Origin of the sequence: Exiguobacterium sp. s80 (assembly GCF_018618725.1) — a bacterium.
Taxonomy (GTDB): domain Bacteria; phylum Bacillota; class Bacilli; order Exiguobacteriales; family Exiguobacteriaceae; genus Exiguobacterium_A; species Exiguobacterium_A oxidotolerans.
The window spans coordinates 1-21390 of record NZ_JACSMP010000006.1 but is presented as its reverse complement, the minus strand read 5'-3'; the positions used below and the strand labels follow the sequence as shown (position 1 = coordinate 21390).

The following is a 21390-nucleotide window of genomic DNA, read 5'->3' as shown; positions in this document are numbered from 1 at the left end:
CTTTAATCCAAAACATCATTGGTCCGGTTTAGGGAGAATTTTTTCCATGGCCAGGACATCGACGTAATACCCGTTTAACATTCCTTGTTCTTTAAAGGTACCGACGATTCGGAATCCGGCTTTGATGTAGAGTTTTTGTCCGATCCGGTTGAAGGGGAACGTAAAGAGAATCAGCTTATGCATGCCGTGAATGATTGCATGTTCTTCGATGATGTCGAGTAGTCGTTTTCCGATTCCTTGTCCGCGGTGGGTCCGTGTGATGTAGACGGACAGTTCGCCGACGGACTGATAGACGGGACGCGGATTGTAGGCATCGAGCGAAATGAAGCCAAGAATCTTTGCCCCTTCATAGGCAACGTAACCGGCATGTCGCTCGGAGCGTTCACTGAACCATTGCTGCATGAAGGCGAGATCTTTCGTATCCGTCTCGAGCGTCGCGATCCGGTCTTCGATTCCTTCATTATATATGGCGAGCACATCCGGTAAGTCGGTTTCTTGAACGAGACGAATCATCATACACGTCAGCTCCTTTTTGTGTCCTTTTCTTCATTATATCGGAGATGGACGAAACAAACGGCATGTTTCTAGAATAGGAAATGCTCCCGGACACGCGCTTTCCTCAAACATGTTTGTCAGACGACGTTTCCGTACAAAAAAAGCCCAGGTCCTCTATTGCTAGAAGACTTGGGCCGGACCGGACTGAATTAGTTTGCTGAAGACAGGGCGTCCCGCTCGTAAATCGGCACCCAGCCGTCCGTCGTGACGAAGATTCGGATCGCCACCACTTTCCGGTCTTCCTGGAGCGTGAAGTAGTGGCGCGTGTTGACGGGAACGGAAATCAAATCACCGGGATTGAGCTCGATGTTGTAATAGCCGACCTCCTCGTCTTTAATCGCAAACACGCCATGGCCGCTGACGATGAAGCGGACCTCGTCATCGGTATGATGGTGTTCTTTTTGGAAGTTGACGAGTAATTCATCGAGATTCGGTGTCGTATCCGACAGTGCGATGATGTCAGCCGTCTGGTAACCGCGACGTTCCGAAACATCTTTAATCTCGTCCGCGAATGTCGTTAAGATCGTCTGTTTGTCGTCATCCGTTAATGTAAAGTTCTCGACGAGGTCGCCCGGTAACTTCGAGACGTCCCATTGTTCATATAAGACGCCGCGTGAGGCAAGGAATGAAGAGACCTCATTTTGATCCGTATACCGTTCGTTTGTCTGTTGGAAAAGTACTGTTGCCATTGTAAATTCCTCCTTTTAATGAATTGCCTGTCGGCACGTTTGTAGTTTTAAGGTGTAACTGAACAAAAACTCGAATGCTTCCAACTGTTTTTTCGCTTCAAAGGCAGTCGGTGCCCAGACGGTGATGCCGTGATTGCGAATCAGGACGGCACCGCTCTCGGCATGTACATGTGCTGCAAAGGCAGCGGCAAGCGTCGGAATGTCGGCGTGGTTCGGGATAATCGGCACACGGACTTCCGCATCTTCTTCCCAACGGCCGAGTGCCTTGATGATTTCCTGACCGGCAAACCGAATCTCGCCTTGATCGCCGTACAGTTCCGAAATGACATTATTGTCAATCGTATGGACGTGAAGGGAACACCCGGCAGTCGTTCGGTTGAAGACCTCGACGTGGAGCAATGTTTCGGCAGAGGGACGACCTGTCTGTTCGCCGATCAGTTGACCGGACGCGTCGACATGGACGAAGTCGTCCGGTGTATCCTGCCGTTTGTCCTTCCCGCTTGCCGTCACGAGAAATTCAGTCGGTTGATCGGCTGTCCGGATGGCGAGATTGCCGCTTGTGCCGGGGAACCAGTCGCGTGCTGCAAGTTCCTGTTTGACGGCACGTAATTCTTCATATCGTTTTAAGAAGGTCATGTGTACACCACCTTTGTCTGCAGATGATTCAATATGTCATGAAAGTTTCCAAACGGCGTATACGGGATGCCGTGTTGTTCACATAGCGTGATCAGATAATCCCGTGCATAAACGTGGTCCGCCTGCTTAGCTAGTTCAAAATCTGTTACGGAGTCGCCGATCGCGATGATCGTGTCACCGTTCTGCTTCAACTTCCGGGCGATCGAGGTTTTGCAACAGCCGCATTGATTTGTACAGGCTGAGTCGCAGGCATGCGGCCATTCGATTCGAACCGTCTCCTGGCTGAAGTCACTACCGTTGCAATAAATCGCTTCGTCCGTCAGTACATCCGCAAGAATCGGCTGGACAAAAAAGTCGATCCCGCCGCTGACGATGGAAAAATCAATCTCGTTTGATTTGGCAAAAGCGAGTAAGGTGTCGAAGCCGGGACGAATGACTGCCTGTGTCATCAAGAAATCAATGTAGTCCTGTTTTTGACTGGACGGAAGCAGCTGAAACATCTGTCCGACGCCGGATTGAATCGAGAGCGACCGGTCGAGCACACCTTGTTTTAACGGTTTAAATTTTTCCGGCGGAGCGAACTCCTGCATCAAGGCGATGATATTATCGTGCTCCGTTACTGTTCCGTCAAAGTCACATAAAATCCGGATCGTCATTTCGTGATCCCCCAAGCATCGAGAGCGACACGTAATTCCTCGTGCCGGTGGGCGGCACTTGTCAGTGATTCGCCGGCCAGTGCTGCGCCCAGTGCCTGGCGGAAAGCGATGACTCCGGCCGCAGCACCTTGCGGATGACCGTGGACACCGCCTCCGGCATTGATGACGGAATCGACGCCGAAATCACGAACAAGCTGGGCGACGAGACCCGGGTGGATTCCGGCGGACGGGACCGGGAGAATTGTTTTGGTCTCACCGATTCGGGTCGCTTCGACGGCAATCCCGCGGGCCAAGTCTTTGGCGAGGGCGACATTCCCGTACGGCGACGGGAACAGTGTCAAGTCGGCACCGGCAATCCGCGGCAACGTTCCGAGCAGGACCGGGGCGGCAATCCCGTACTCGGGACTGGCGATCAAGGCACCGCTCAACGCCGGATGATTAAAGATCGGGACCGGGATTTCCGGATCGGCTGCCAGTTCCCGCAAGACATCAAGCCCGTATGTAAACGTGTTGAGCAGGAGGGCTGTCGCTCCGGCTTCGACCAGTCGTTTCGCCTGCTCTTTCAAGCGGAAGACCGGACCACTCAATGTAATCGCATAAAGGGCCCGTTTACCGGTCCGTTCATAGTGTGCATCGAGGACTTCCCGTCCAATCCGCGCCCGGTCGAGTGCCGGTGTCAGCGGATTGTCGTATAAGATTTCGTCATCCTTGACGAGATCAATCCCGCCGGCGAGCTGGGCTTCCAGTTGTTCCCGTAAAAAAACGAGATCCCGTCCGATGACGCCTTTGAAGATGCTCATCAACAGGGGGCGATCATGGACTTGGATCAATTGGCGGACGCCCTCGATGCCGAATTTAGCACCGGGGAAATCCGGTGTGAATGAAGCGGGAAGCTGAAGATCCGTCAGTTTGATTTGACCGTCGAGTGACAGCTTGCCGAAGACGGTCGTCAAAATCGCCGAAAAGTCTCGTGAGACGTTGTGTTCCGGATAACGGATCGTGACATACCCTTTTCCGTCGTGTTCTTCCGTATGGACGACTTGTCCTTTAAAGGATTCAAGCTGTTGTTGTTCCAAGTGATTCAAATCGGTCCATGAGCCGACCGTCAGACCGAGGGCGATTTGCTCTGCCCGTTTTGGTAACTGATCGGTCACGCCGAGTTGGTAAGTTGCGGTAATGTACGCCATGATCGTCGTCTCTCCCTTGTTAAAAAATACAAAAATGGTCCCTCGTCAATGACAAGAGACCATGAAAAATTGCGCGTGGACTCTTATCTGTCAGCGTGTTAGCTGCAAGAATTAGCACCGTGCCAACTGGTCGGTTGCTGCGACATCATAGGGCTCGTCCCTCCGTCTGCTCTTGATAAGAATTGGATGAAATTGTGAAATCTAATTGCAATTTTTACATGAGATGGACGTGATGTCAAATAATTTTTTGAAAATTTATTTTTTTTGAAATCCGCTTCTATAGATGGCGGTCTTTTAAATGGTTTTTCACTAAAAATTGGAATTGACAGATGATTTAAGACGGGCGTAATATTCGAATCAACATCGAACACAACAACCACATATGACTCTTATCGTGAGTTGGCAGAGGGAATTGGCCCGAAGACGCCGCAGCAACCGACCATCCGGCACGGTGCTACATCCAACAGACATTCGTCTGAGAGATAAGAGGACGGATGATACCCCGCGCCTCTTTTCTATGACGAAAAGCGGCGTTTTTTTGTGTAGAAATGAAGGGGGAAGCAAGATGGCATATCAAGCATTTACAGAACAAGACGCCATTAAACGTGTCCGGGAACTCGGACTCATCGGACAGGAAGAAGCGACGGCAGAAGAAATCGGCGACGGCAACTTGAACTTAGTCTTTCGGATTCAGGCAGGGAAAGAACGTTTGATCTTGAAGCAGGCATTACCTTATGCAAAAGTCGTCGGGGAAAGCTGGCCCTTGTCACTCGAGCGGGCCTGGATCGAACAGTTGGCACTGAAGGAATTCGCAAAATACGCGACGCCATTCGTTCCACGGGTCTTTCATGCCAGTCATGAAGAAGCGTATACGGTGATGGAGGACTTGTCGCACCTGCAAATCGTTCGGACGGGATTGCTCGCCGGCGAAACGTATCCGCTCCTTGCAGAACATGTCGGTTCTTACTTGGCGCGGACGTTATTTTTCACGTCAGATTTTGCGCTCGGTCCAGTCGGAAAAAAGCAGGTCGCACGTGACTATTACAACCCGGATTTATGCGACATCACGGAAAAGTTAATCTTTACGGATCCGTTTTACGACGCGGAAACAAACAACATCGAGAGCGGCTTGGAAACAGACGTACAGCAGCTCTGGCAGGACGAAAAACTGAAGCGGGAAGTGGCGAAGCTCGAAACGTTGTTCATCACGAAAGGGGAAGCTTTATTACACGGGGATTTACATACAGGAAGCATTTTTGCTTCGGCGGGCGAAACGAAAATCATCGATCCGGAGTTCGCTTTTTACGGACCGTTCGGGTTTGATGTCGGTCAGTTCATTGCCCACCTCTGCTTTGCGGCGTATCCGAACTATGCTGAGTTGCGGGAGACGCGGGTGAAGGATATCGATACGTTCTGGCTGACGTTTGCTTCGACGTTCACGGCACTTTGGGAACGGGAAGCCGTCGAACCTTTCCGGACGGTACCCGGGCTTGTCGATGATGTCCTCAGTACAATTCTCCAAGACGCGCTCGGTTTCGCCGGTTGTGAACTGATCCGGCGGACGATTGGTTTGGCACCGGTCGCTGATTTGGAACAAATTCCGGATGCTACGACGCGCCTTGAACGGAAACGTCATGCGTTACGCCTCGGGACGGCATTGATTAAACGGCGCGGCGAATGTAAGACGTTTACCGATCTCCGGAATTTTGACGTGACGGAGGAATTGAGCCGATGAGCGAGTTTATCCGTAGTGTCATCTATGAGCGGGCGTGCTTAAAGATCCTTGATCAGACCCGTCTCCCGCAAGAAGAACGGTACGAAGTCATTCATGATTTGGCGCAAGCGGTTGAGGCGATTAAACAACTTCGTGTCCGGGGGGCGCCGGCAATCAGTCTGTTCGGTGGATTCGTCCTCGTGCAGGAAGCGTTCCGGACGACGGGATCGCTTGACGAGGTCAAACAAAAACTGTTGACGGTATCGGCGGAGTTACTGGCGACCCGGCCGACCGCCGTCAATTTGCGGAACGTACTCGATGCGCTCAATCAGCTTATCCTTTCGAGCACAACGCTCGAGGAACTGCCGAAACGTCTGGAACAAAAAGCACTTGCCCTTTATGAAGCCGATGCCAAGACGTCACGGCAAATCGGTGTGCATGCGTTGGAGCTGTTTCAAGCGGGAGACCGGGTGTTGACGATTTGTAATGCCGGATCGATTGCGACAGCGGCGTACGGGACGGCACTGGCCCCGTTTTATCTCTCGAAAGAACAAGGCATTCCGTTATCCGTCTATGCGTCGGAAACCCGGCCTTTGTTGCAGGGGGCACGTTTGACGACATGGGAGCTGCAACGGGCAGGGATTGACGTCACCTTGATCACGGACAATATGGTCGCGCATACGATCAAGGAAAAGCAGATCACCGCCATCATCGTCGGCGCGGACCGGATCACCCGTAACGGGGATACGGCCAATAAAATCGGGACGTTCCAGCTGGCGTTACTCGCACGTGCCTTCGGGATTCCGTTTTATGTCGCGGCACCGCTGTCGACGTTTGATGTGACGAGTTTATCAGGTGACGAGATTGAAATTGAAGAACGCGATGCTAGTGAAGTGACACAACTGGCGGGGAAAGTAACGGCACCAGCCGGAACAAAGGTCTTTAATCCGGCATTTGACGTGACACCGCACGAGCTCATCACGGCGATCATCACGGAACTCGGCGTCATTGAACGGCCGAGCGTGGAAACGATCGAACAGGCGATTGGACAACAGGTCATCTAAACAGACAGGAGAGATCGAGATGAAAAAATTAGCATTCTTACTCGCACCGGCGGTCTTGCTGGCTGCTTGCGCCAATAGTGAAGCGACACCGACGAAAAAAATCAGCGGTGTGCCGGAAAGTGTCCAAGGCGACATCAAGATTGCCGTCATCCGCAATCTGGCGTCCGATGATCATACGAAACAATTTTTAGACGGTGCCCGTTCGGAAGGGGAGTCGCTTGGGTTTAAGGTCAACACGTTCATTTCCGAAGGCAATGACGTCAAGTTCAAGGAACTGGTGGCGCAAGCCGTTCAGCAGGATTATGACGGACTGATCATCTCGCACGGAAAAGAAGATTATTCCTACGACATGATTAAACCGGCGATCGACAAAGGGATTCAGGTCGTGACGTTTGATACGGTGACGAAGAAAAAGGACCAGACGTTAACAGGCATCACGGAGACGTTCCAGGATGATCACAAACTGGCAGAACTTTCACTCGATGAAGTGACGAAAGTGAAAGACGACAAGCCGGTCCGGGTCATCAAATTGTGGTTCGGTCCGGGGTTTGCACCGCTTGACCGCCGTCAGGAAATCTATAAGACGTATGAAGCGGACGGCAAAATCAAGACGCTTGAAACGGTCGGACCGACGAATTTCCAGGATGTCCAGGGCGATATCGCGACGAAGATGAACGCGATTCTCGCGAAATATCCGAAAGGAAGCATCGATGCCGTCTGGGGAGCGTGGGATGAAGTCGCAAAAGGCGCCTATAAATCCTTAAAAGACAACAAACGTCAGGAAATCCCGTTGATTTCAATCGATGTCTCGAATCAGGACATCAACCTGATGCGTGAGAATGGCAGCAACTGGGTGTCGACGAGTGCCGTTGATCCGCATTTGATCGGACAGACGGACATGCGCCTGCTGGCGAAAAAACTGGCCGGCGAAAAAACACCGGGCAGCTTTGATCTGGACGCTAAATTAGTCGAGCAAAAGGCGCTCAAAGCCGATACGACGATGTACAATCTCGATACAATCATCAAGGGCTGGAGCACATCTGAGAAATTCAATGAACCGTGGATGGAAAAACTGCGGAAAGCGAATGCTGCGAAATGACGCATCTGGACGCGACGAACCGGCTCGAGATGCGTGGGATTTCAATTGAATTCCCCGGTGTCAAAGCGCTTGATGCTGTTGACTTTTCCGTCCGCCGCGGGGAAATTCATGCGCTCGTCGGAGCGAACGGCGCCGGTAAGTCGACGCTGATGAAAGTATTGGCGGGAGCGCATGCGGCGTATGACGGGACGATTTCGTTTGAAGGTGTGCCGTTGACGATCGATTCGCCGCGTGCCGCGAAACGGGCGGGAATTGAAATCGTCTACCAAGAAGTCGATACGGCATTGATTTCATACTTGACGGTCGCGGAAAACATTTGCCTCGATTTGTTGACGAACGGACAGCTCAAAGGGGTCATCCGGCAACGCCGGTTGGAACAGATTGCACGGGAGGCGCTCGGGAAACTCCAGTCTTCGATTGATGTCCGGCAACGGGTCAGTGAACTGCGCCTTGCCCACAAACAGTTGGTCTTGATTGCCCGGGCACTCGTTCAAGACAGCCGTTTTTTAATCCTGGATGAACCGACGGCGCCGCTCAGTCAACGGGAGACGGAACGTTTGTTTCGCATCATCAGGGAACTCGCGACACGCGAACAATTGGGCGTGATTTTCATCTCACACCGCCTTCAGGAATTATTTGAAATCTGTGAGTCGATTTCCGTCATGCGTGACGGAAAACTTGTCGCCCGCCAAGCATTAGCCGGGCAAACGAAAGAGACAATCGTTGAACAGATGCTCGGAAGACGTTTGCAACAGACGGACCGGCAAACCCGAACCGTCGGGCAAGCGTTGCTCGAGCTCAATCAAGTGATGGTCCCGGGTGAACTCAATCAGCTGTCATTGACGGTTCATGCAGGTGAAGTGATTGGAATTGCCGGACTTGTTGGAGCGGGAAAAACCGAGCTCTGTAAGACGATTTTCGGAGTGACTCCGACTGTGGCGGGACAGATTCGGATAGCCGGCGAACCGGCGACTATCCGGTCGCCGCACGAGGCAGTCAGACACGGGATTGGTCTGGTCCCGGAAGAACGCCGGAAAGAAGGCATCCTTGTCACGGATCCGATTTATCAAAACATGACCGCGGCAAGTCTCAGACAATTCGTCAATCGGTTCGGTTGGGTCCAAACCGGAAAGGAACGGACTGCCGCCAACGCTATCATCAAACGATTGGCGATCAAATCAACGGATGAAACGCAACGCGTGGAAGGCTTATCCGGCGGGAACCAGCAGAAGGTCGCGATCGGCAAATGGCTCCTCGCCGATGCTGCGGTCCTGCTGCTCGACGAACCGACAAAAGGTGTCGACGTCGGGGCGAAACGGGAAATCTTCGACGTGATCGATCAACTGGCCGGACAGCAAAAAGCGATTCTGTATGCGTCCAGTGAATTCGATGAATTGCTGGCGGTGACAGACCGGATTTATGTCATGTATGACGGGAAAATCGTGTTCGAGACGAATACGTCGGAGACGACGGAAGACCAATTACTGCTGTATGCGACAGGGGGGATGACTTGATGAACGAGGTACTTCACGAACCAACGACGGAATCAAAACCAAACACGGAACGACACGCATCCGGTAAACGGTTGTTACGCTTTTTGAATGACTGGGGGATCGTCCTCGCAATCCTTGCACTCATCGTCTTTTTTGCCGTGACGGCACCAAGCTTTTTACAGGGCGCGAACCTGATTAATATTTTGCGCAGTATCTCGATTGTGACGATCATCGCAATCGGGTTGACCGTTTCGCTGACCGTCAACGGTTTTGATTTATCGGTCGGTTCGACCGCGACCTTTGCCAGCTCGCTCGTCGTCTCATTTTTTGTCTGGTACAGCCTTCCGCTTGGTCTGTCGATCGGCTTGGCGATTTTGATTGCCTTAAGCGTCGCGCTGGTCAACGTGTTATTGATCGTCAAATTCAAGATTCCCGACTTGTTTGCGACGCTTGCGACGATGTTCATCTTTGAAGGGGTGGCGATGACGTATACCGGCGGCGGATCAATCAGTGCCGGGATGCCCCGTCTCGACGGAACACCGACAGTCGGGATGATTCCGGAGTCCTTCCTAAAAATCAGTCAGGCACCGTGGATCATCCTAATCATGCTCGCCGTCGTAGCAGTGACGCATCTGTTTTTGAACCATACACGACACGGCCGCTTCTTATACATCATCGGCGGAAACCCGGAGGCGGCACACTTGACGGGAATCCCGGTGCACCGTTACCGGGCACTGGCCTATGTGATTGCCGGACTACTCGCGGCAGTCGGAGGAATCCTGCTTGCGTCGCAGGTTGGATCGTCACAGATTAATGCCGGATCCGGCTATTTGATGCCGGCAGTCGCGGCTGCCTTCATCGGTTCATCGTTTGCCGGACAAGGGAAACCGAACGCACTCGGGACATTAGTCGGAGCCTGCTTAGTCGGGATTCTTGAGAATGGGCTCGTTATGTTATCTGTTCCGTATTACTCATTGAATATTATTAAGGGGCTTGTCCTTGCACTTGCTTTAGCAACGACGTATTACCGGTTTCGAAAAAAATAATTAAAAAACAAGGTTTAACTTCGAATAGATTCGGTAATATTCAATATATGAAAGGATGGTGATGCACATGAATGATTATCAATGTAGAGGGAACGATCGCATGTCGCTTCGAGTAGAAGAGGATCACCGGACTTGACGAACGGAATAAGTTTATAGACACGGATTGTACCCGTGTTTTACGTGCACTCTGCACGAATCAAGAACGGTTTACGGCATGTAATCGTTCCTGAAACACAAAGGGGGAGTCGCTCTGCGGCGCCCCCTTTTTTGTGCGTATTGAGAGACTCATATGCCTTTCCAAAGGGACTACGGTTATGAGAAGATAGAAAGAGTCAGAAAATTCAACTACTAAAGAGCAAGGGGCCTGACAATGCGAACATACACAAGAGAGATTCAAGCAATCATCGACAACGTAGAAAAAGTAATCGTCGGTAAGGAAGATGTTATTACACAATCGTTAGCAGCGCTACTTGCCGGAGGACATGTCTTACTTGAGGATGTACCGGGGGTCGGGAAAACGATGCTCGTGCGCGCATTCAGTCGCTCAATCGGCCTGACTTTTAAGCGTGTTCAATTCACACCCGATTTACTCCCCTCGGATTTAACGGGTGTTTCGATGTATAACCAAAAAACGAGTCAATTTGAGTATCGTCCGGGTCCATTGATGGGCAATATCGTTCTCGCGGATGAAATCAACCGAACTTCTCCGAAAACACAATCGGCGTTACTGGAAGGGATGGCGGAAGCAAATGTAACGGTGGACGGAGAAATCCATACGCTTCCGAATCCCTTCTTTGTCATGGCGACGCAAAATCCGATTGAGCATGAAGGGACATATCCATTGCCGGAAGCACAACTCGATCGCTTTTTAGTCAAAGTCAAGATGGGCTATCCGGATTTTCAGCAAGAGATGAAGTTGCTGAATCGATTCGAACGCGATGAACCAATCGACACGCTCGAATCGGTCATCGGGCGCGACGAATTGTTACGGATGAAGGAAGAAGTCAAGGAAGTCCACGTTTCACAACCGGTTAAAAAATATATCGTTCAGCTCGTCCAGGCCACGCGTGAGCATGCTTCGCTTTACCTTGGAGCCAGTCCGCGTTCATCGATTGCTTTAATGAAAGTCGCGCAAGCCTGGGCTTATATGGAAGGGCGGAAATTCGTATTACCCGATGACGTGAAACACCTGTTGACACCCGTCTTATCACACCGGTTGATTTTGACGGCAGATGCTCGCTACCACGGACAGTCGGCTGAACGGGTATTGGAACAGGTGAAAAAAGAAGTTGCGGTGCCGATTCAACACGACGTGGAGTCTTTATGAAACGGTGGCAAATCGGCTGGCGTTATGCCGTCCTGCTCCTGATGGTCACGGCATTGTGGATTTACGCCCGTGTGGATGGTGGAAATGTAGCCTCGTTACTGTTCTACGTCATGGCAGGTTTGACTGTCTACTGGACGATTTTTTTAATCTGGCCCGTGACGAAAGCCGTCGCGACGCGAGAAGTTTCGAATAAGATGTTGATTGCCGGGACGGACATTCCTGTCGTTTTACAAGTTAGACGAAAATACCCTTTTCTTGTCGGGACCGTCGAAGTAACAGAGGAAGTACCGGAAGCATTGAGTGCGGAGCGTTTAGACATTCGGCGCTCGTTACGTGCCCATTACCGGAAGACGGAACAGATTGAATATGTCATTCCATCGATTCGTCGTGGACTGTATCAGATTCCTGGTTGTGTGATTGAAATTACGGATCCGTTCGGTGTATTCATGCGAAAAAAACTCTACCCGGTCGAAACATATCTCGCGATAGAACCGGCACGGCTCGCGACGCAGTTGCCACATGAAGACGATCGGGGGGACGGCGGAATTTCGCCCGTCTCGCTCGATTTGCGGCAGTCATCCTTTACCGTCGTTGGAGTCCGGGAATATGTCAGTGGCGACCGGATGAACCAGATTGATTGGAAGGCAACGGCGAAACGTCAAGGTTTGATGACGAAGACATTTGAACGGGAACAAGAGCGGGAAACGACAATTGTTTTTGATGAAGGAACGGTGAGTGATGCGCAGTTCGAACGGAGCATTTCGATGCTTGCCGATGCGACCGATCAACTCAACAAACGGCGCTTGAATTACCGGATCCATCTCGTCGGCCATGCTGTCCAGTCCCTCTCTCTACCGCTTGAAGGGGCGAAGCTGACACATTATTTGATGACGGCTCAACCGAGTCGGACCCGTTCGTTCATTGAGTCGTGGGAGTATTCCTCAAAAGCATTACGTCTGAGTGGAAACGTCCTCTTCATCACGCCGGATCTTGAATCGAATAACGAGATGTGGATGTCTAAAATCAGACAGGAAGCGACCGTGCATGTCTATACGCCGGAAAGGAGGGGGAGCCGATGAGTCGACGACTGATTTGGAACTTACTCGCGGCGTTACTACTTGCGAGCTTCATGCCCCCGCTACTGGAACTGACGACGTTTGACAGCATCGTTCCTTTCTTGCCGCTTCTTTTGACACCACTCCTGCTATCGCACGTCCGAAGACGGTGGTTTTTAAGTGGCAGTCTACTTGCTTTGATGGTGTCTTTTTACTTCATCTTGACACCGGGAGAGGCACCGTGGCGACTATTAGGTGAAATTACGGATGATGTATCACGTGTCATCAATGGGGAGTTGCCGGGACGACCGGCCTTCGCCTTATCGATCGGTCTAATTAGCTTTTTAATCGGCTACCTTGGTCGCCGAACCTTCCCGAATCGAGGATTTGTTGTTGGGTTGACCGTCGGTGTGATCGGTTTCATCGCCTATTGTGACACATGGACGGATTACTCGGGTGACCAGTTCATCTTGTATCCAATCCTCCTGGCATTACTTTTGTTGTATGCGACAGAAATCAATGAACGACCGACTGCCTCTTACGTTCGGCCGATTAGTGCCTTGTTGATTATCGGTGTAACGATCGTTGCGGCACTGCAAAGTCCGGTCATCACAGCGACGTGGCAAAACAGTTGGTATGACTGGACGTCACGTTTTGAAGGAGAAGGTACATCGACGAATGCGATTCAAAAAGTCGGATACGGCTCGAACGATGAACAGCTCGGTGGTCCATTCCAAATGGACGACCGGGAAGTTTTTCAAGTCGAGAGTGAAGGGAATCGTTACTGGCGGGTCGAGACGAAGGACGTCTACACCGGTAAAGGTTGGATTTTATCGGAGTCAAGTCCGGAGATTAACGGGCGTGGTTTCTTCTCGCACTTTGGCGATGACGTCGAGACACGTGAAGAGAGTGCGACGTTCAAGTTGGCTCGCGAGTTGCCGTTTGTCCCTTACAATGGAGATAATGTGCGCTTGACGGCAGATGATCAACGGCAAAATCTTTTAATCAACCCGGAAAATCAAAAAATTTCGTATCTTGACGATGCAACGCGCCAGCAAAATTATCAGATTCAGTACGCGTATCCACTGTTTACTGAAAAACTACTCCAAACGGATGAACCGGTAAAACTTTCAGAAATGGAACAAGATCGTTACCTGCAACTGCCGGGAACATTACCGGACCGGGTTCGTGATTTAGCGGCTGAGATCGTTGCTGATGAAGAAACACCGTGGGAGCGCGCGAAAGCGATTGAAAATTACTTCGAGCAAGAAAACTTTGAGTACAATACGGAAGATGTTGCTGTCCCGGCAGAAGATCAAGACTATGTCGATCAATTCTTGTTCGAGACGAAGCTCGGTTATTGTGATAACTTTTCGACTTCAGCAACTGTGTTACTACGGGCGGCTGGATTACCGGCACGCTGGGTAAAAGGATTTACAGGTGGCGAATCCGATGTCATCGGTTCTGCTGTCACGAGTTATACGGTCCGAAACAAAAATGCCCATTCCTGGGTCGAAGTCTACATCGAAGGACCGGGTTGGGTACCGCTCGAGCCGACTGTAAGTTTTGACGGTACAGGGCAATATACGATCAATCAAGAGACCGATAACGAAACGGAACAATCAAATCCGCAACGGGATACAGAGACAGATACGGAAACGGCAACACCGAACCGTCCGCAGGAAAATCTTCTCGATGACGCCCAAGCGACGACAGCGAATCAGGCGGAAAAACGTTCGATTCCCGTCTGGCCGATCATTGGTGCGTTGCTCGGTCTTGTGTTCCTCTATCTGTTTAGAAAACCAATCAGACGAACGGCCGCAATTCTCTTCTTCCGTAGCCAAATCAAACGACCGGAAGGATTCAAACGGATGTATCGCTTCTTGCTCCGACGTCTCGATAAACAAGGGTTCCATTATAAGGATGGACGGACGCTCGCGGAACTTGCACATGAAGTCGATGGGTATTACGAAACGTACGCGATGCGCCCGTTGACGGATGCCTATGAACGGATGATTTATGGTGGTGAGACGTTGTCGCTCGAAAAGAAACGTGAATATTTCGAAAATATGATTCGTCGCGTAGAGGGTTGATATTTTTGAATTGATACAGTTACAATGAGAACAACGTAAATCATACATGCATCTCCTTTGTATATACTCGCGGATATGGCGCGAGAGTCTCTACCGGGTCACCTTAAACGACCTGACTATGAAGGAGCAGACCCTTCGTATACATTTTTTTGTGAAGCGGCCTGCTCTTTTTCCATTTATTCATGGGGGAAGAGTGGGCTTTTTTCATAGGGGTACGCATGAAACTTGAAAGGCGGGAATAGATTTGGAAGCACATTTGGACCAAGAAATGATCCTCGTCCTCGATTTTGGAGGTCAGTACAACCAATTGATCACACGACGCATCCGTGATCTCGGAGTTTACAGTGAACTGCATTCGCACAAGATTACGGCAGCAGAAATCAAAGACATCGCACCAGCGGGTATCATCTTCTCCGGTGGACCACGCAGTGTCTACGCAGAAGACGCGTACCGCTGTGATCCGGAAATCTTCGAACTCGGAATTCCGATCTTTGGTATTTGCTACGGCATGCAATTGATGTCGCAACACTTCGGTGGGACAGTCGAGCGTGCCGGACACCGGGAGTACGGAAAAGCGACATTGACGCTGAACGATCCGTCAGCGATGTATGCAAACTTACCACTCGAGCAGACGGTCTGGATGAGCCATAGTGATCTCGTCACAACGGTTCCGAACGGTTTCGTCGTCGATGGGACAAACGTTTCCTGCCCGATCGCTTCAATCAAAAACGAAGAGTTAAAAATGTATGGTGTTCAGTATCATCCGGAAGTCAACCACACGATGTTCGGCAAAGAATTGTTGAAAAACTTCCTGTTCGAAGTCTGTCAGTGTACAGGCGACTGGTCGATGGAAAACTTCATCGAAATCGAAATCGCGAAGATTAAAGAAGAAGTCGGCGACAAAAAAGTTCTTTGTGCCCTTTCAGGCGGTGTCGACTCGTCTGTCGTCGCAGCACTGATTCATGCGGCAATCGGTGACCAATTGACATGTATGTTCGTTGACCACGGTTTGTTACGTAAAGGGGAAGCGGAAAGTGTCATGAAGACATTTGCCGATCACTTCCATATGAACGTCATCAAAATCGACGCGCAGGACCGTTTCCTGAACAAATTAAAAGGGATTTCGGATCCGGAGCAAAAACGTAAAATCATCGGTAACGAGTTCGTGTACGTCTTCGACGAAGAAGCGTCGAAATTGACGGATATGGACTTCCTGGCCCAAGGAACGCTTTATACGGATATCATCGAAAGCGGAACGGATACGGCACAAACGATCAAATCGCACCATAATGTTGGTGGATTACCGGAAGACATGCAGTTCAAGTTGATTGAACCGATCAACACGTTGTTCAAGGATGAAGTCCGTGCACTCGGTAAAGAACTTGGTTTGTCTGACGAAATCGTCTGGCGGCAACCGTTCCCAGGACCAGGTCTCGGAATTCGTGTCCTCGGTGAAATCACAGACGAGAAACTTGAAATCGTCCGTGAATCAGATTTCATCCTCCGCGACGAAATCAAAAAAGCCGGTCTCGAACGTGAAATCTGGCAGTATTTCACGGTCTTGCCACCACTTCGTTCAGTCGGTGTCATGGGTGACGAGCGGACATACGACTATGCAGTCGGCATCCGTGCCGTTACGTCAATCGACGGCATGACGTCGGACTGGGCACGCATCCCGTGGGACGTGCTCGAGAAGATTTCTGTCCGGATCGTCAACGAAGTCCAGAACGTTAACCGCGTCCTGTACGATGTGACGTCGAAACCACCGTCAACGATTGAGTGGGAATAAGTACTAGACTTGATGAGGGTAATCGTCTCATGAAGCCTGTCGTACCAACGTGTTAAAGGGGATAGGTGAAATGAAGACCGTTTCACCTTCAACAACTCTATTTCAAAATGAAGCTCTCTTTTGTTCGCATTATTTGTGAATGAAAGGGGGCTTTTTTTCGTGACCAAAATCATGGAACTGTTGGATGACTTTAAACTAAACCAACAAATTCAAGGGAGGAGACCAAGATATATCGAGATGTGCATCGGGCACTTGATATAATATGAAGTGAATAACTAAATGGAGTAGGTGGCGAACCATTATGATTGATTGGACATGGGCTGAAGTTGATCGATTAGAGCATCAAGAGAAGTGGAATGAAGCAAAAGAATATCTTTTAAAAGCATGGCAACAAAATCCCATAGACTTAAAAACTGTGATTCGACTGGGCTTTTTTTGTTGGTATGTCGTAGTCGAACAAGGACCGCTAGGAATTACAGATGCAGATGTAGATATGGATGAATTAGAGTCGTTACTGGAGGAAGTTACACATTTCGGCTTAGCGCATTTTATGACGAATGAGGATTTTCTCTGGTGTTTTGGTTATATGATTTCTATGTTTCCCTATTATTTTGGCGACTATGAACAGTGGGAAGAAAAAGGGATTTCTATGTTAAAACGTGCTTATGAATTGTATCCTGAGGAACCTGTATATAAGTATTCTTACTTAGGATATTTCCCGAATACCTATGGAACACTTAAGAATGAATTAAAGCAGATACAACCTGTTTTAGAAGATCGATTTAAAGGAGAAGGCTTATTGACAGAATACTTTAAAGAAGTACTCCGTCAACGTTAACTTTCAATAAGGAACAAGCTCCATATGAATTAAGAATTTGTTTCCAATCGGAAGAGCGACTGTCAGTTACTTTCTTTTTCGCGTGATGCGTCTACAACATTTCTGTTTCTTTTCTTCAAAAAAACGTGTGTTTAAATATAGACTTTAGTAACTTAAAAAGAGAGATATCAATCAACAGACGAAAAAAAGAGTTGGAGGAAGGCAATGAACGGACGCGATTGGGTTTACGATCATGCCAAATTAGTATTGATTTTTAAGTAGTTCTCGGTCATATAATCGAGCCCTTTATTTTAAAAAGCCCAGAGTTGGAAAGTGTATTTAATTTTATTTCTTCCATATGCATGCCAGCTTTCATTTTCATATCGGGTTATTTTACAAAGGGGGAATTAACTCTTAAAACCGGGCTGAAACTGTTTTTTGGATTATCTTGTGTTATTCATCCTGATACAACTGGTATTTGTAGCGGTGATGAAAGGGAACGGAATTGACCAATATCAATTCTTGGCGGTACAACCGGCTTATATCTATTGATATCTGTTTGCGATGTTTGTCTGGAGTCCCCTGCTGCCGGCGGTTCTTTGGCTGAGGCGATCCGTCAAGATGGGAATCGGGCACATTTTGTTGGTCAGTATGCTGGCCAGCCGGCTACATCGATCAAATCGGCTGAGCATGGAGCTTATCGCGCATTGTCGTCTTTTTTCCGTTTTATGTGCTCGGCTATTACTTCAAGCGTCGTGGATGAATCATCTATCAGGTGTTCCCGAACCGCGGGATGGCTTTAGTGGTCATGCTGACTAGTGCTCTAATGATGTGGACATGGCCAAACCTTTTTCAGTTTGATTTGCTGAGTGGAGCGAATTCATATTTCAAGATGGGGTTAGATGAAACTGGATTAATCTTGCGGCTTGTTCTGTATATGATTCAGTGTCTGATGATCATGGCATTCTTTACGTTGTTGCCGAGAAAACCATTCGTAATTTCCCATCTTGGAACGAAGACATTGACGATTTATATTCTCCACGGCTTTATCGTCAAAGGACTGGTCGCTGCGTCTTACTTTGATGAGCTCACAATCGGACGAGTGCTTTTTCTTCCGATGTTAGCGGCAGTCCTCGTGATGGTCTTTGGAAGATTGCCCATCCGTTTTCAGTTATTGCCTTACATATTAAAGCAAAATAACCGTGAGAAGAAAAACAAAGAAAAAGTCAGTCAGTCTAAAAAAACGCTTCCAAAACCGAACGTTCGGCTTATTTAATCCACTAAATTTCGCTTTTATGGTTGACCGTCTATTTTGAGCGTGCTACGATGTGTCTGTTCTTATTTTAAATCATCTACTAAAAAACAAAAAATAATGCCGTATAATTCTGGGGATATGGCCCGGAAGTCTCTACAGGAACACCTTAAAGGTTCCTACTACGGCGTGCACTGATTTCTGGTGTGCGCTTAAAGAAACGGCTTTTACCGCTTAGGTAACTGCCGTTTTTTTCGTTTCTTGAGACGGCTTATTTGGAAAGAAGGCAACCATGAGCACACAGATGAAACCGCAACAACCTAAACAAAAGGAGAACGCGATCGCGCGATTCTTCGACTTCGACGGACTCGGTACGAACATGCGGACAGAGTTCATCGCCGGTATGACAACATTCTTCGCGATGGCGTACATCTTATTCGTTAACCCGAATACGTTAGCAGACGCCGGGATGAATCCTGGTGCTGTCTTCGGTGCAACGGCGCTTGTCGCCGTTATCGGTTCAGTCACGATGGGCTTACTCGCGAATTATCCGATTGCTCTCGCACCCGGTATGGGACTGAACGCGTTCTTCGCCTACAGTGTCGTCATCGGCATGGGGATCCCGTGGGAAACGGCATTATCCGGTGTTTTAGTATCGGGTCTTGTCTTCATGGTACTCACGGCATCAGGAATTCGTGAAACAATCATCAATGCGATTCCAGAACCACTTAAAATGGCAGTTGCTGCCGGAATCGGTTTATTCATCGCCTTCATCGGTTTGAAAACAGGTGGAATCGTCGTCGCAAACGAAGCGACGCTCGTCTCACTCGGTAACTTGGGTCAAGGGACAACATTGCTTGCTGTGTTCGGTTTAGTCGTTTCAGCGATCTTAATGACACGCGGAATTAAAGGCGCCATCTTCTTCGGAATGATTTTGACGGCAATCGCGGGAATGATTTTTGGATTGATTCCTGTTCCGTCAAGCCTTGGGGAAATCGTTTCAGCTCCACCGAGTATCGCACCGACATTCGGACAAGCGTTCCTTCACTTCAATGAAATCTTTACTGTCCAGATGGCAGTCGTCATCTTAACGTTCTTCTTCGTTGATTTCTTCGATACAGCGGGAACACTCGTTGCCGTCGCGAACCAGGCAGGATTAATTAAGGAAAATAAAGTTCCGCGTGCAGGACGCGCCTTGATCGCTGACTCAACAGCAACAGTCGCGGGTTCAATCCTTGGAACATCAACGACGGTTTCATACATTGAATCAAGTGCAGGTGTCGCAGCAGGCGGTCGCTCAGGAATGACGGCAATCGTAACCGGCTTATTCTTCGGACTTGCCTTATTCTTCTCACCACTTCTCGCCGTCATCACGGCGCCGGTCACAGCACCGGCACTCATCATCGTTGGTGTGTTAATGGCATCCTCACTTCTCCAGATTGATTGGAAAAAGTTCGAGTATGCAGTTCCAGCCTTCTTGACAGTCATCATGATGCCACTTACGTATTCGATCGCAACGGGAATCGCATTCGGGTTCTTATTCTATCCAATCACGATGATCGCGAAAGGTCGCGCGAAAGAAGTGCACCCGATCATGTACGCCATGTCACTCGGGTTCCTAGCATACTTCATCTGGTTACACTAATTTTTCTTATTAAGCTGACGTCTTTCTTCTATATAGAAGAAAGGCGTTTTTTTTATGGAGAGTAGGGAATCAACAAACAGGAGGTGATGAACGTGTTGGAAAAACTAACAGGTCCGATATTCGAACGACTCGCTGTTGATAAACGTCTTATTCGTGTGGCCCGAGCAGTCGGCTTACCTTTAGGGGGAACATTATTCGTAGGAGGGCAAACAATTGATGAGACGTTCCGAACAGTCCGGACGTTGAATGCGCAGGGTCGGGCAGTCACGATTGATTGTTTAGGAGAGTTTATTCACAATGTGCAGGATGCAAAGGCGATTGCGGATGAATGCATTGATGTTTTGTACCGATTAGAGAAAGAACAAGTGGATGGACAAATTTCATTAAAGTTAACATCCGTCGGCGTGCGGTTAGATCCGGAACTCGCCCTCATGCAGATGGAGCGTATCCTTGAAGTCGCACTTCAGCTGAATCGCCGGGTGACGATCAACATGGAAGAGTACGAAATGACTGAGTCGATTTTGAAAATTTTCCGTGTGCTTCAGTTCTCTTACCCGAACCTTGGCGTGGCGCTTCAAGCAAATCTGCACCGTAGTCGTTTTGACTTAGATCAACTCCAACCGATGACCCGGATCGTAAAAGGGGCATATACGGGGTCGAAGGAACATTACATCGAGGATAAGGCGATGGTAGATGCCAACTATCTTCTATTAGTAAAACAGAATTTGATGAAAGGACGTTATACGCAAATCGCGACACATGATGACGATATGATTGAGGAACTACTCGACTTTATTCGACAATCGGGCATTTCAGATGAGTGTTTTGAATTTCAAATGCTTCAAGGGATGCGACCGCAACGTCAGAAAGAGTTGGTCAATTCAGGATATCGTGTTGTCGTGTATGTACCGCACGGAGTAGACTGGTATACGTACTTGATGAGACGTCTGGCTGAACGACCTGCAAATATCGGGTTTACTTTATTGAGTATGTTAAGACTCTGATGCTGTATGTAAAACGCAAAACAAGCTTTTGTAAAGTTTTTTTAAAATAATGCTTGTGTTTGTCGAATTTTGTTGTTATATTAATAAATGTTCCAGCGAGACGCCTTTTATAAACGGTTTGTTGGGGCTGAAAAATCTTTTCAAAAACACGGTTGACATAATCAAAACAACCTGTTAATCTATTAAAGTCGCTAACACGACACGACGAACTTTGAAAACTGAACGATGAGGCAAAAAACGTATCTTCGGATACAAACAATGAATGAAGC

The 21390-nt window shown here is 49.0% G+C and carries 18 protein-coding genes and 4 riboswitches; of the genes, 13 read left to right on the top strand and 5 right to left on the bottom strand.

The genetic code is table 11. The features are described from left to right. Window positions 1-15: 15 nt before the first annotated feature. From KNP94_RS11230 to KNP94_RS11210, 5 genes are all read right to left on the bottom strand, one after another. Window positions 16-516: an arsinothricin resistance N-acetyltransferase ArsN1 family A gene (locus tag KNP94_RS11230; protein ID WP_088836248.1), complete on the bottom strand. Its 501-nt coding sequence runs from the start codon at window positions 514-516 to the stop codon at window positions 16-18. Between the two features lie 188 nt (window positions 517-704). Next, window positions 705-1244, bottom strand: coding sequence for a 1,2-dihydroxy-3-keto-5-methylthiopentene dioxygenase (locus KNP94_RS11225; RefSeq protein ID WP_088836249.1), 540 nt, complete (start codon window positions 1242-1244; stop codon window positions 705-707). A gap of 15 nt (window positions 1245-1259) precedes the next feature. Then, window positions 1260-1880, bottom strand: coding sequence for a methylthioribulose 1-phosphate dehydratase (locus KNP94_RS11220; protein WP_088836250.1), 621 nt, complete (start codon window positions 1878-1880; stop codon window positions 1260-1262). Then, the gene (locus KNP94_RS11215; protein WP_215115659.1) at window positions 1877-2536 is read right to left on the bottom strand and encodes a 2-hydroxy-3-keto-5-methylthiopentenyl-1-phosphate phosphatase; all 660 of its coding nucleotides are present in this window, start codon (window positions 2534-2536) and stop codon (window positions 1877-1879) included. The genes KNP94_RS11220 and KNP94_RS11215 overlap by 4 nt, the downstream gene beginning before the upstream one ends. Then, window positions 2533-3723, bottom strand: a complete 1191-nt coding sequence (locus tag KNP94_RS11210; RefSeq protein WP_088836252.1) for a 2,3-diketo-5-methylthiopentyl-1-phosphate enolase — start codon at window positions 3721-3723, stop codon at window positions 2533-2535. The genes KNP94_RS11215 and KNP94_RS11210 overlap by 4 nt, the downstream gene beginning before the upstream one ends. 80 nt (window positions 3724-3803) lie before the next feature. Continuing rightward, a riboswitch (SAM riboswitch) is annotated at window positions 3804-3905 on the bottom strand. 204 nt (window positions 3906-4109) lie between these two features. Next, a riboswitch (SAM riboswitch) is annotated at window positions 4110-4212 on the top strand. A gap of 76 nt (window positions 4213-4288) precedes the next feature. On the opposite strand from KNP94_RS11210, the gene mtnK reads away from it, so the two are divergent. The 13 genes from mtnK to KNP94_RS11145 all read left to right on the top strand — a co-directional run bounded on the left by mtnK (window position 4289) and on the right by KNP94_RS11145 (window position 21121). After that, window positions 4289-5458: an S-methyl-5-thioribose kinase gene (gene mtnK, locus KNP94_RS11205; RefSeq protein ID WP_215115658.1), complete on the top strand. Its 1170-nt coding sequence runs from the start codon at window positions 4289-4291 to the stop codon at window positions 5456-5458. Further along, complete coding sequence (gene mtnA / locus KNP94_RS11200) at window positions 5455-6501, top strand: S-methyl-5-thioribose-1-phosphate isomerase (protein ID WP_215115657.1); 1047 nt, start codon at window positions 5455-5457, stop codon at window positions 6499-6501. Before mtnK ends, mtnA begins: the two co-directional genes overlap by 4 nt. 19 nt (window positions 6502-6520) lie before the next feature. Further along, window positions 6521-7600 (top strand): sugar ABC transporter substrate-binding protein, encoded by a 1080-nt coding sequence (locus KNP94_RS11195; protein WP_215115656.1) that lies wholly within the window; start codon window positions 6521-6523, stop codon window positions 7598-7600. After that, the gene (locus KNP94_RS11190) at window positions 7597-9114 is read left to right on the top strand and encodes a sugar ABC transporter ATP-binding protein (protein WP_215115655.1); all 1518 of its coding nucleotides are present in this window, start codon (window positions 7597-7599) and stop codon (window positions 9112-9114) included. The genes KNP94_RS11195 and KNP94_RS11190 overlap by 4 nt, the downstream gene beginning before the upstream one ends. After that, window positions 9114-10139 (top strand): ABC transporter permease, encoded by a 1026-nt coding sequence (locus KNP94_RS11185; RefSeq protein WP_204251417.1) that lies wholly within the window; start codon window positions 9114-9116, stop codon window positions 10137-10139. The genes KNP94_RS11190 and KNP94_RS11185 overlap by 1 nt, the downstream gene beginning before the upstream one ends. 370 nt (window positions 10140-10509) lie before the next feature. Next, a complete protein-coding gene (locus KNP94_RS11180) occupies window positions 10510-11466 on the top strand; it encodes an AAA family ATPase (protein WP_029332575.1) in 957 nt (318 codons plus the stop codon). Further along, the gene (locus KNP94_RS11175; RefSeq protein ID WP_088836260.1) at window positions 11463-12545 is read left to right on the top strand and encodes a DUF58 domain-containing protein; all 1083 of its coding nucleotides are present in this window, start codon (window positions 11463-11465) and stop codon (window positions 12543-12545) included. Before KNP94_RS11180 ends, KNP94_RS11175 begins: the two co-directional genes overlap by 4 nt. Further along, window positions 12542-14614 carry a transglutaminase TgpA family protein gene (locus tag KNP94_RS11170; RefSeq protein ID WP_214805480.1) on the top strand — a complete coding sequence of 691 codons (2073 nt, stop codon included), beginning with the start codon at window positions 12542-12544 and terminating at the stop codon, window positions 14612-14614. Before KNP94_RS11175 ends, KNP94_RS11170 begins: the two co-directional genes overlap by 4 nt. A gap of 37 nt (window positions 14615-14651) precedes the next feature. Next, a riboswitch (purine riboswitch) is annotated at window positions 14652-14753 on the top strand. A 129-nt stretch (window positions 14754-14882) separates the two neighbouring features. Further along, the gene (gene guaA / locus KNP94_RS11165) at window positions 14883-16403 is read left to right on the top strand and encodes a glutamine-hydrolyzing GMP synthase (protein WP_088838417.1); all 1521 of its coding nucleotides are present in this window, start codon (window positions 14883-14885) and stop codon (window positions 16401-16403) included. 301 nt (window positions 16404-16704) lie between these two features. After that, window positions 16705-17241 (top strand): hypothetical protein, encoded by a 537-nt coding sequence (locus KNP94_RS11160; protein ID WP_214767147.1) that lies wholly within the window; start codon window positions 16705-16707, stop codon window positions 17239-17241. Between the two features lie 772 nt (window positions 17242-18013). Continuing rightward, a complete protein-coding gene (locus tag KNP94_RS15935; protein WP_251132635.1) occupies window positions 18014-18496 on the top strand; it encodes a hypothetical protein in 483 nt (160 codons plus the stop codon). Window positions 18497-18575: 79 nt separating this feature from the next. Beyond that, a riboswitch (purine riboswitch) is annotated at window positions 18576-18677 on the top strand. A gap of 135 nt (window positions 18678-18812) precedes the next feature. Then, entirely contained in the window at window positions 18813-20117 is a 1305-nt protein-coding gene (locus KNP94_RS11150; RefSeq protein ID WP_029332579.1) for an NCS2 family permease, read from the top strand. Between the two features lie 92 nt (window positions 20118-20209). Further along, a complete protein-coding gene (locus KNP94_RS11145) occupies window positions 20210-21121 on the top strand; it encodes a proline dehydrogenase family protein (protein ID WP_215115654.1) in 912 nt (303 codons plus the stop codon). Window positions 21122-21390: the final 269 nt, after the last annotated feature.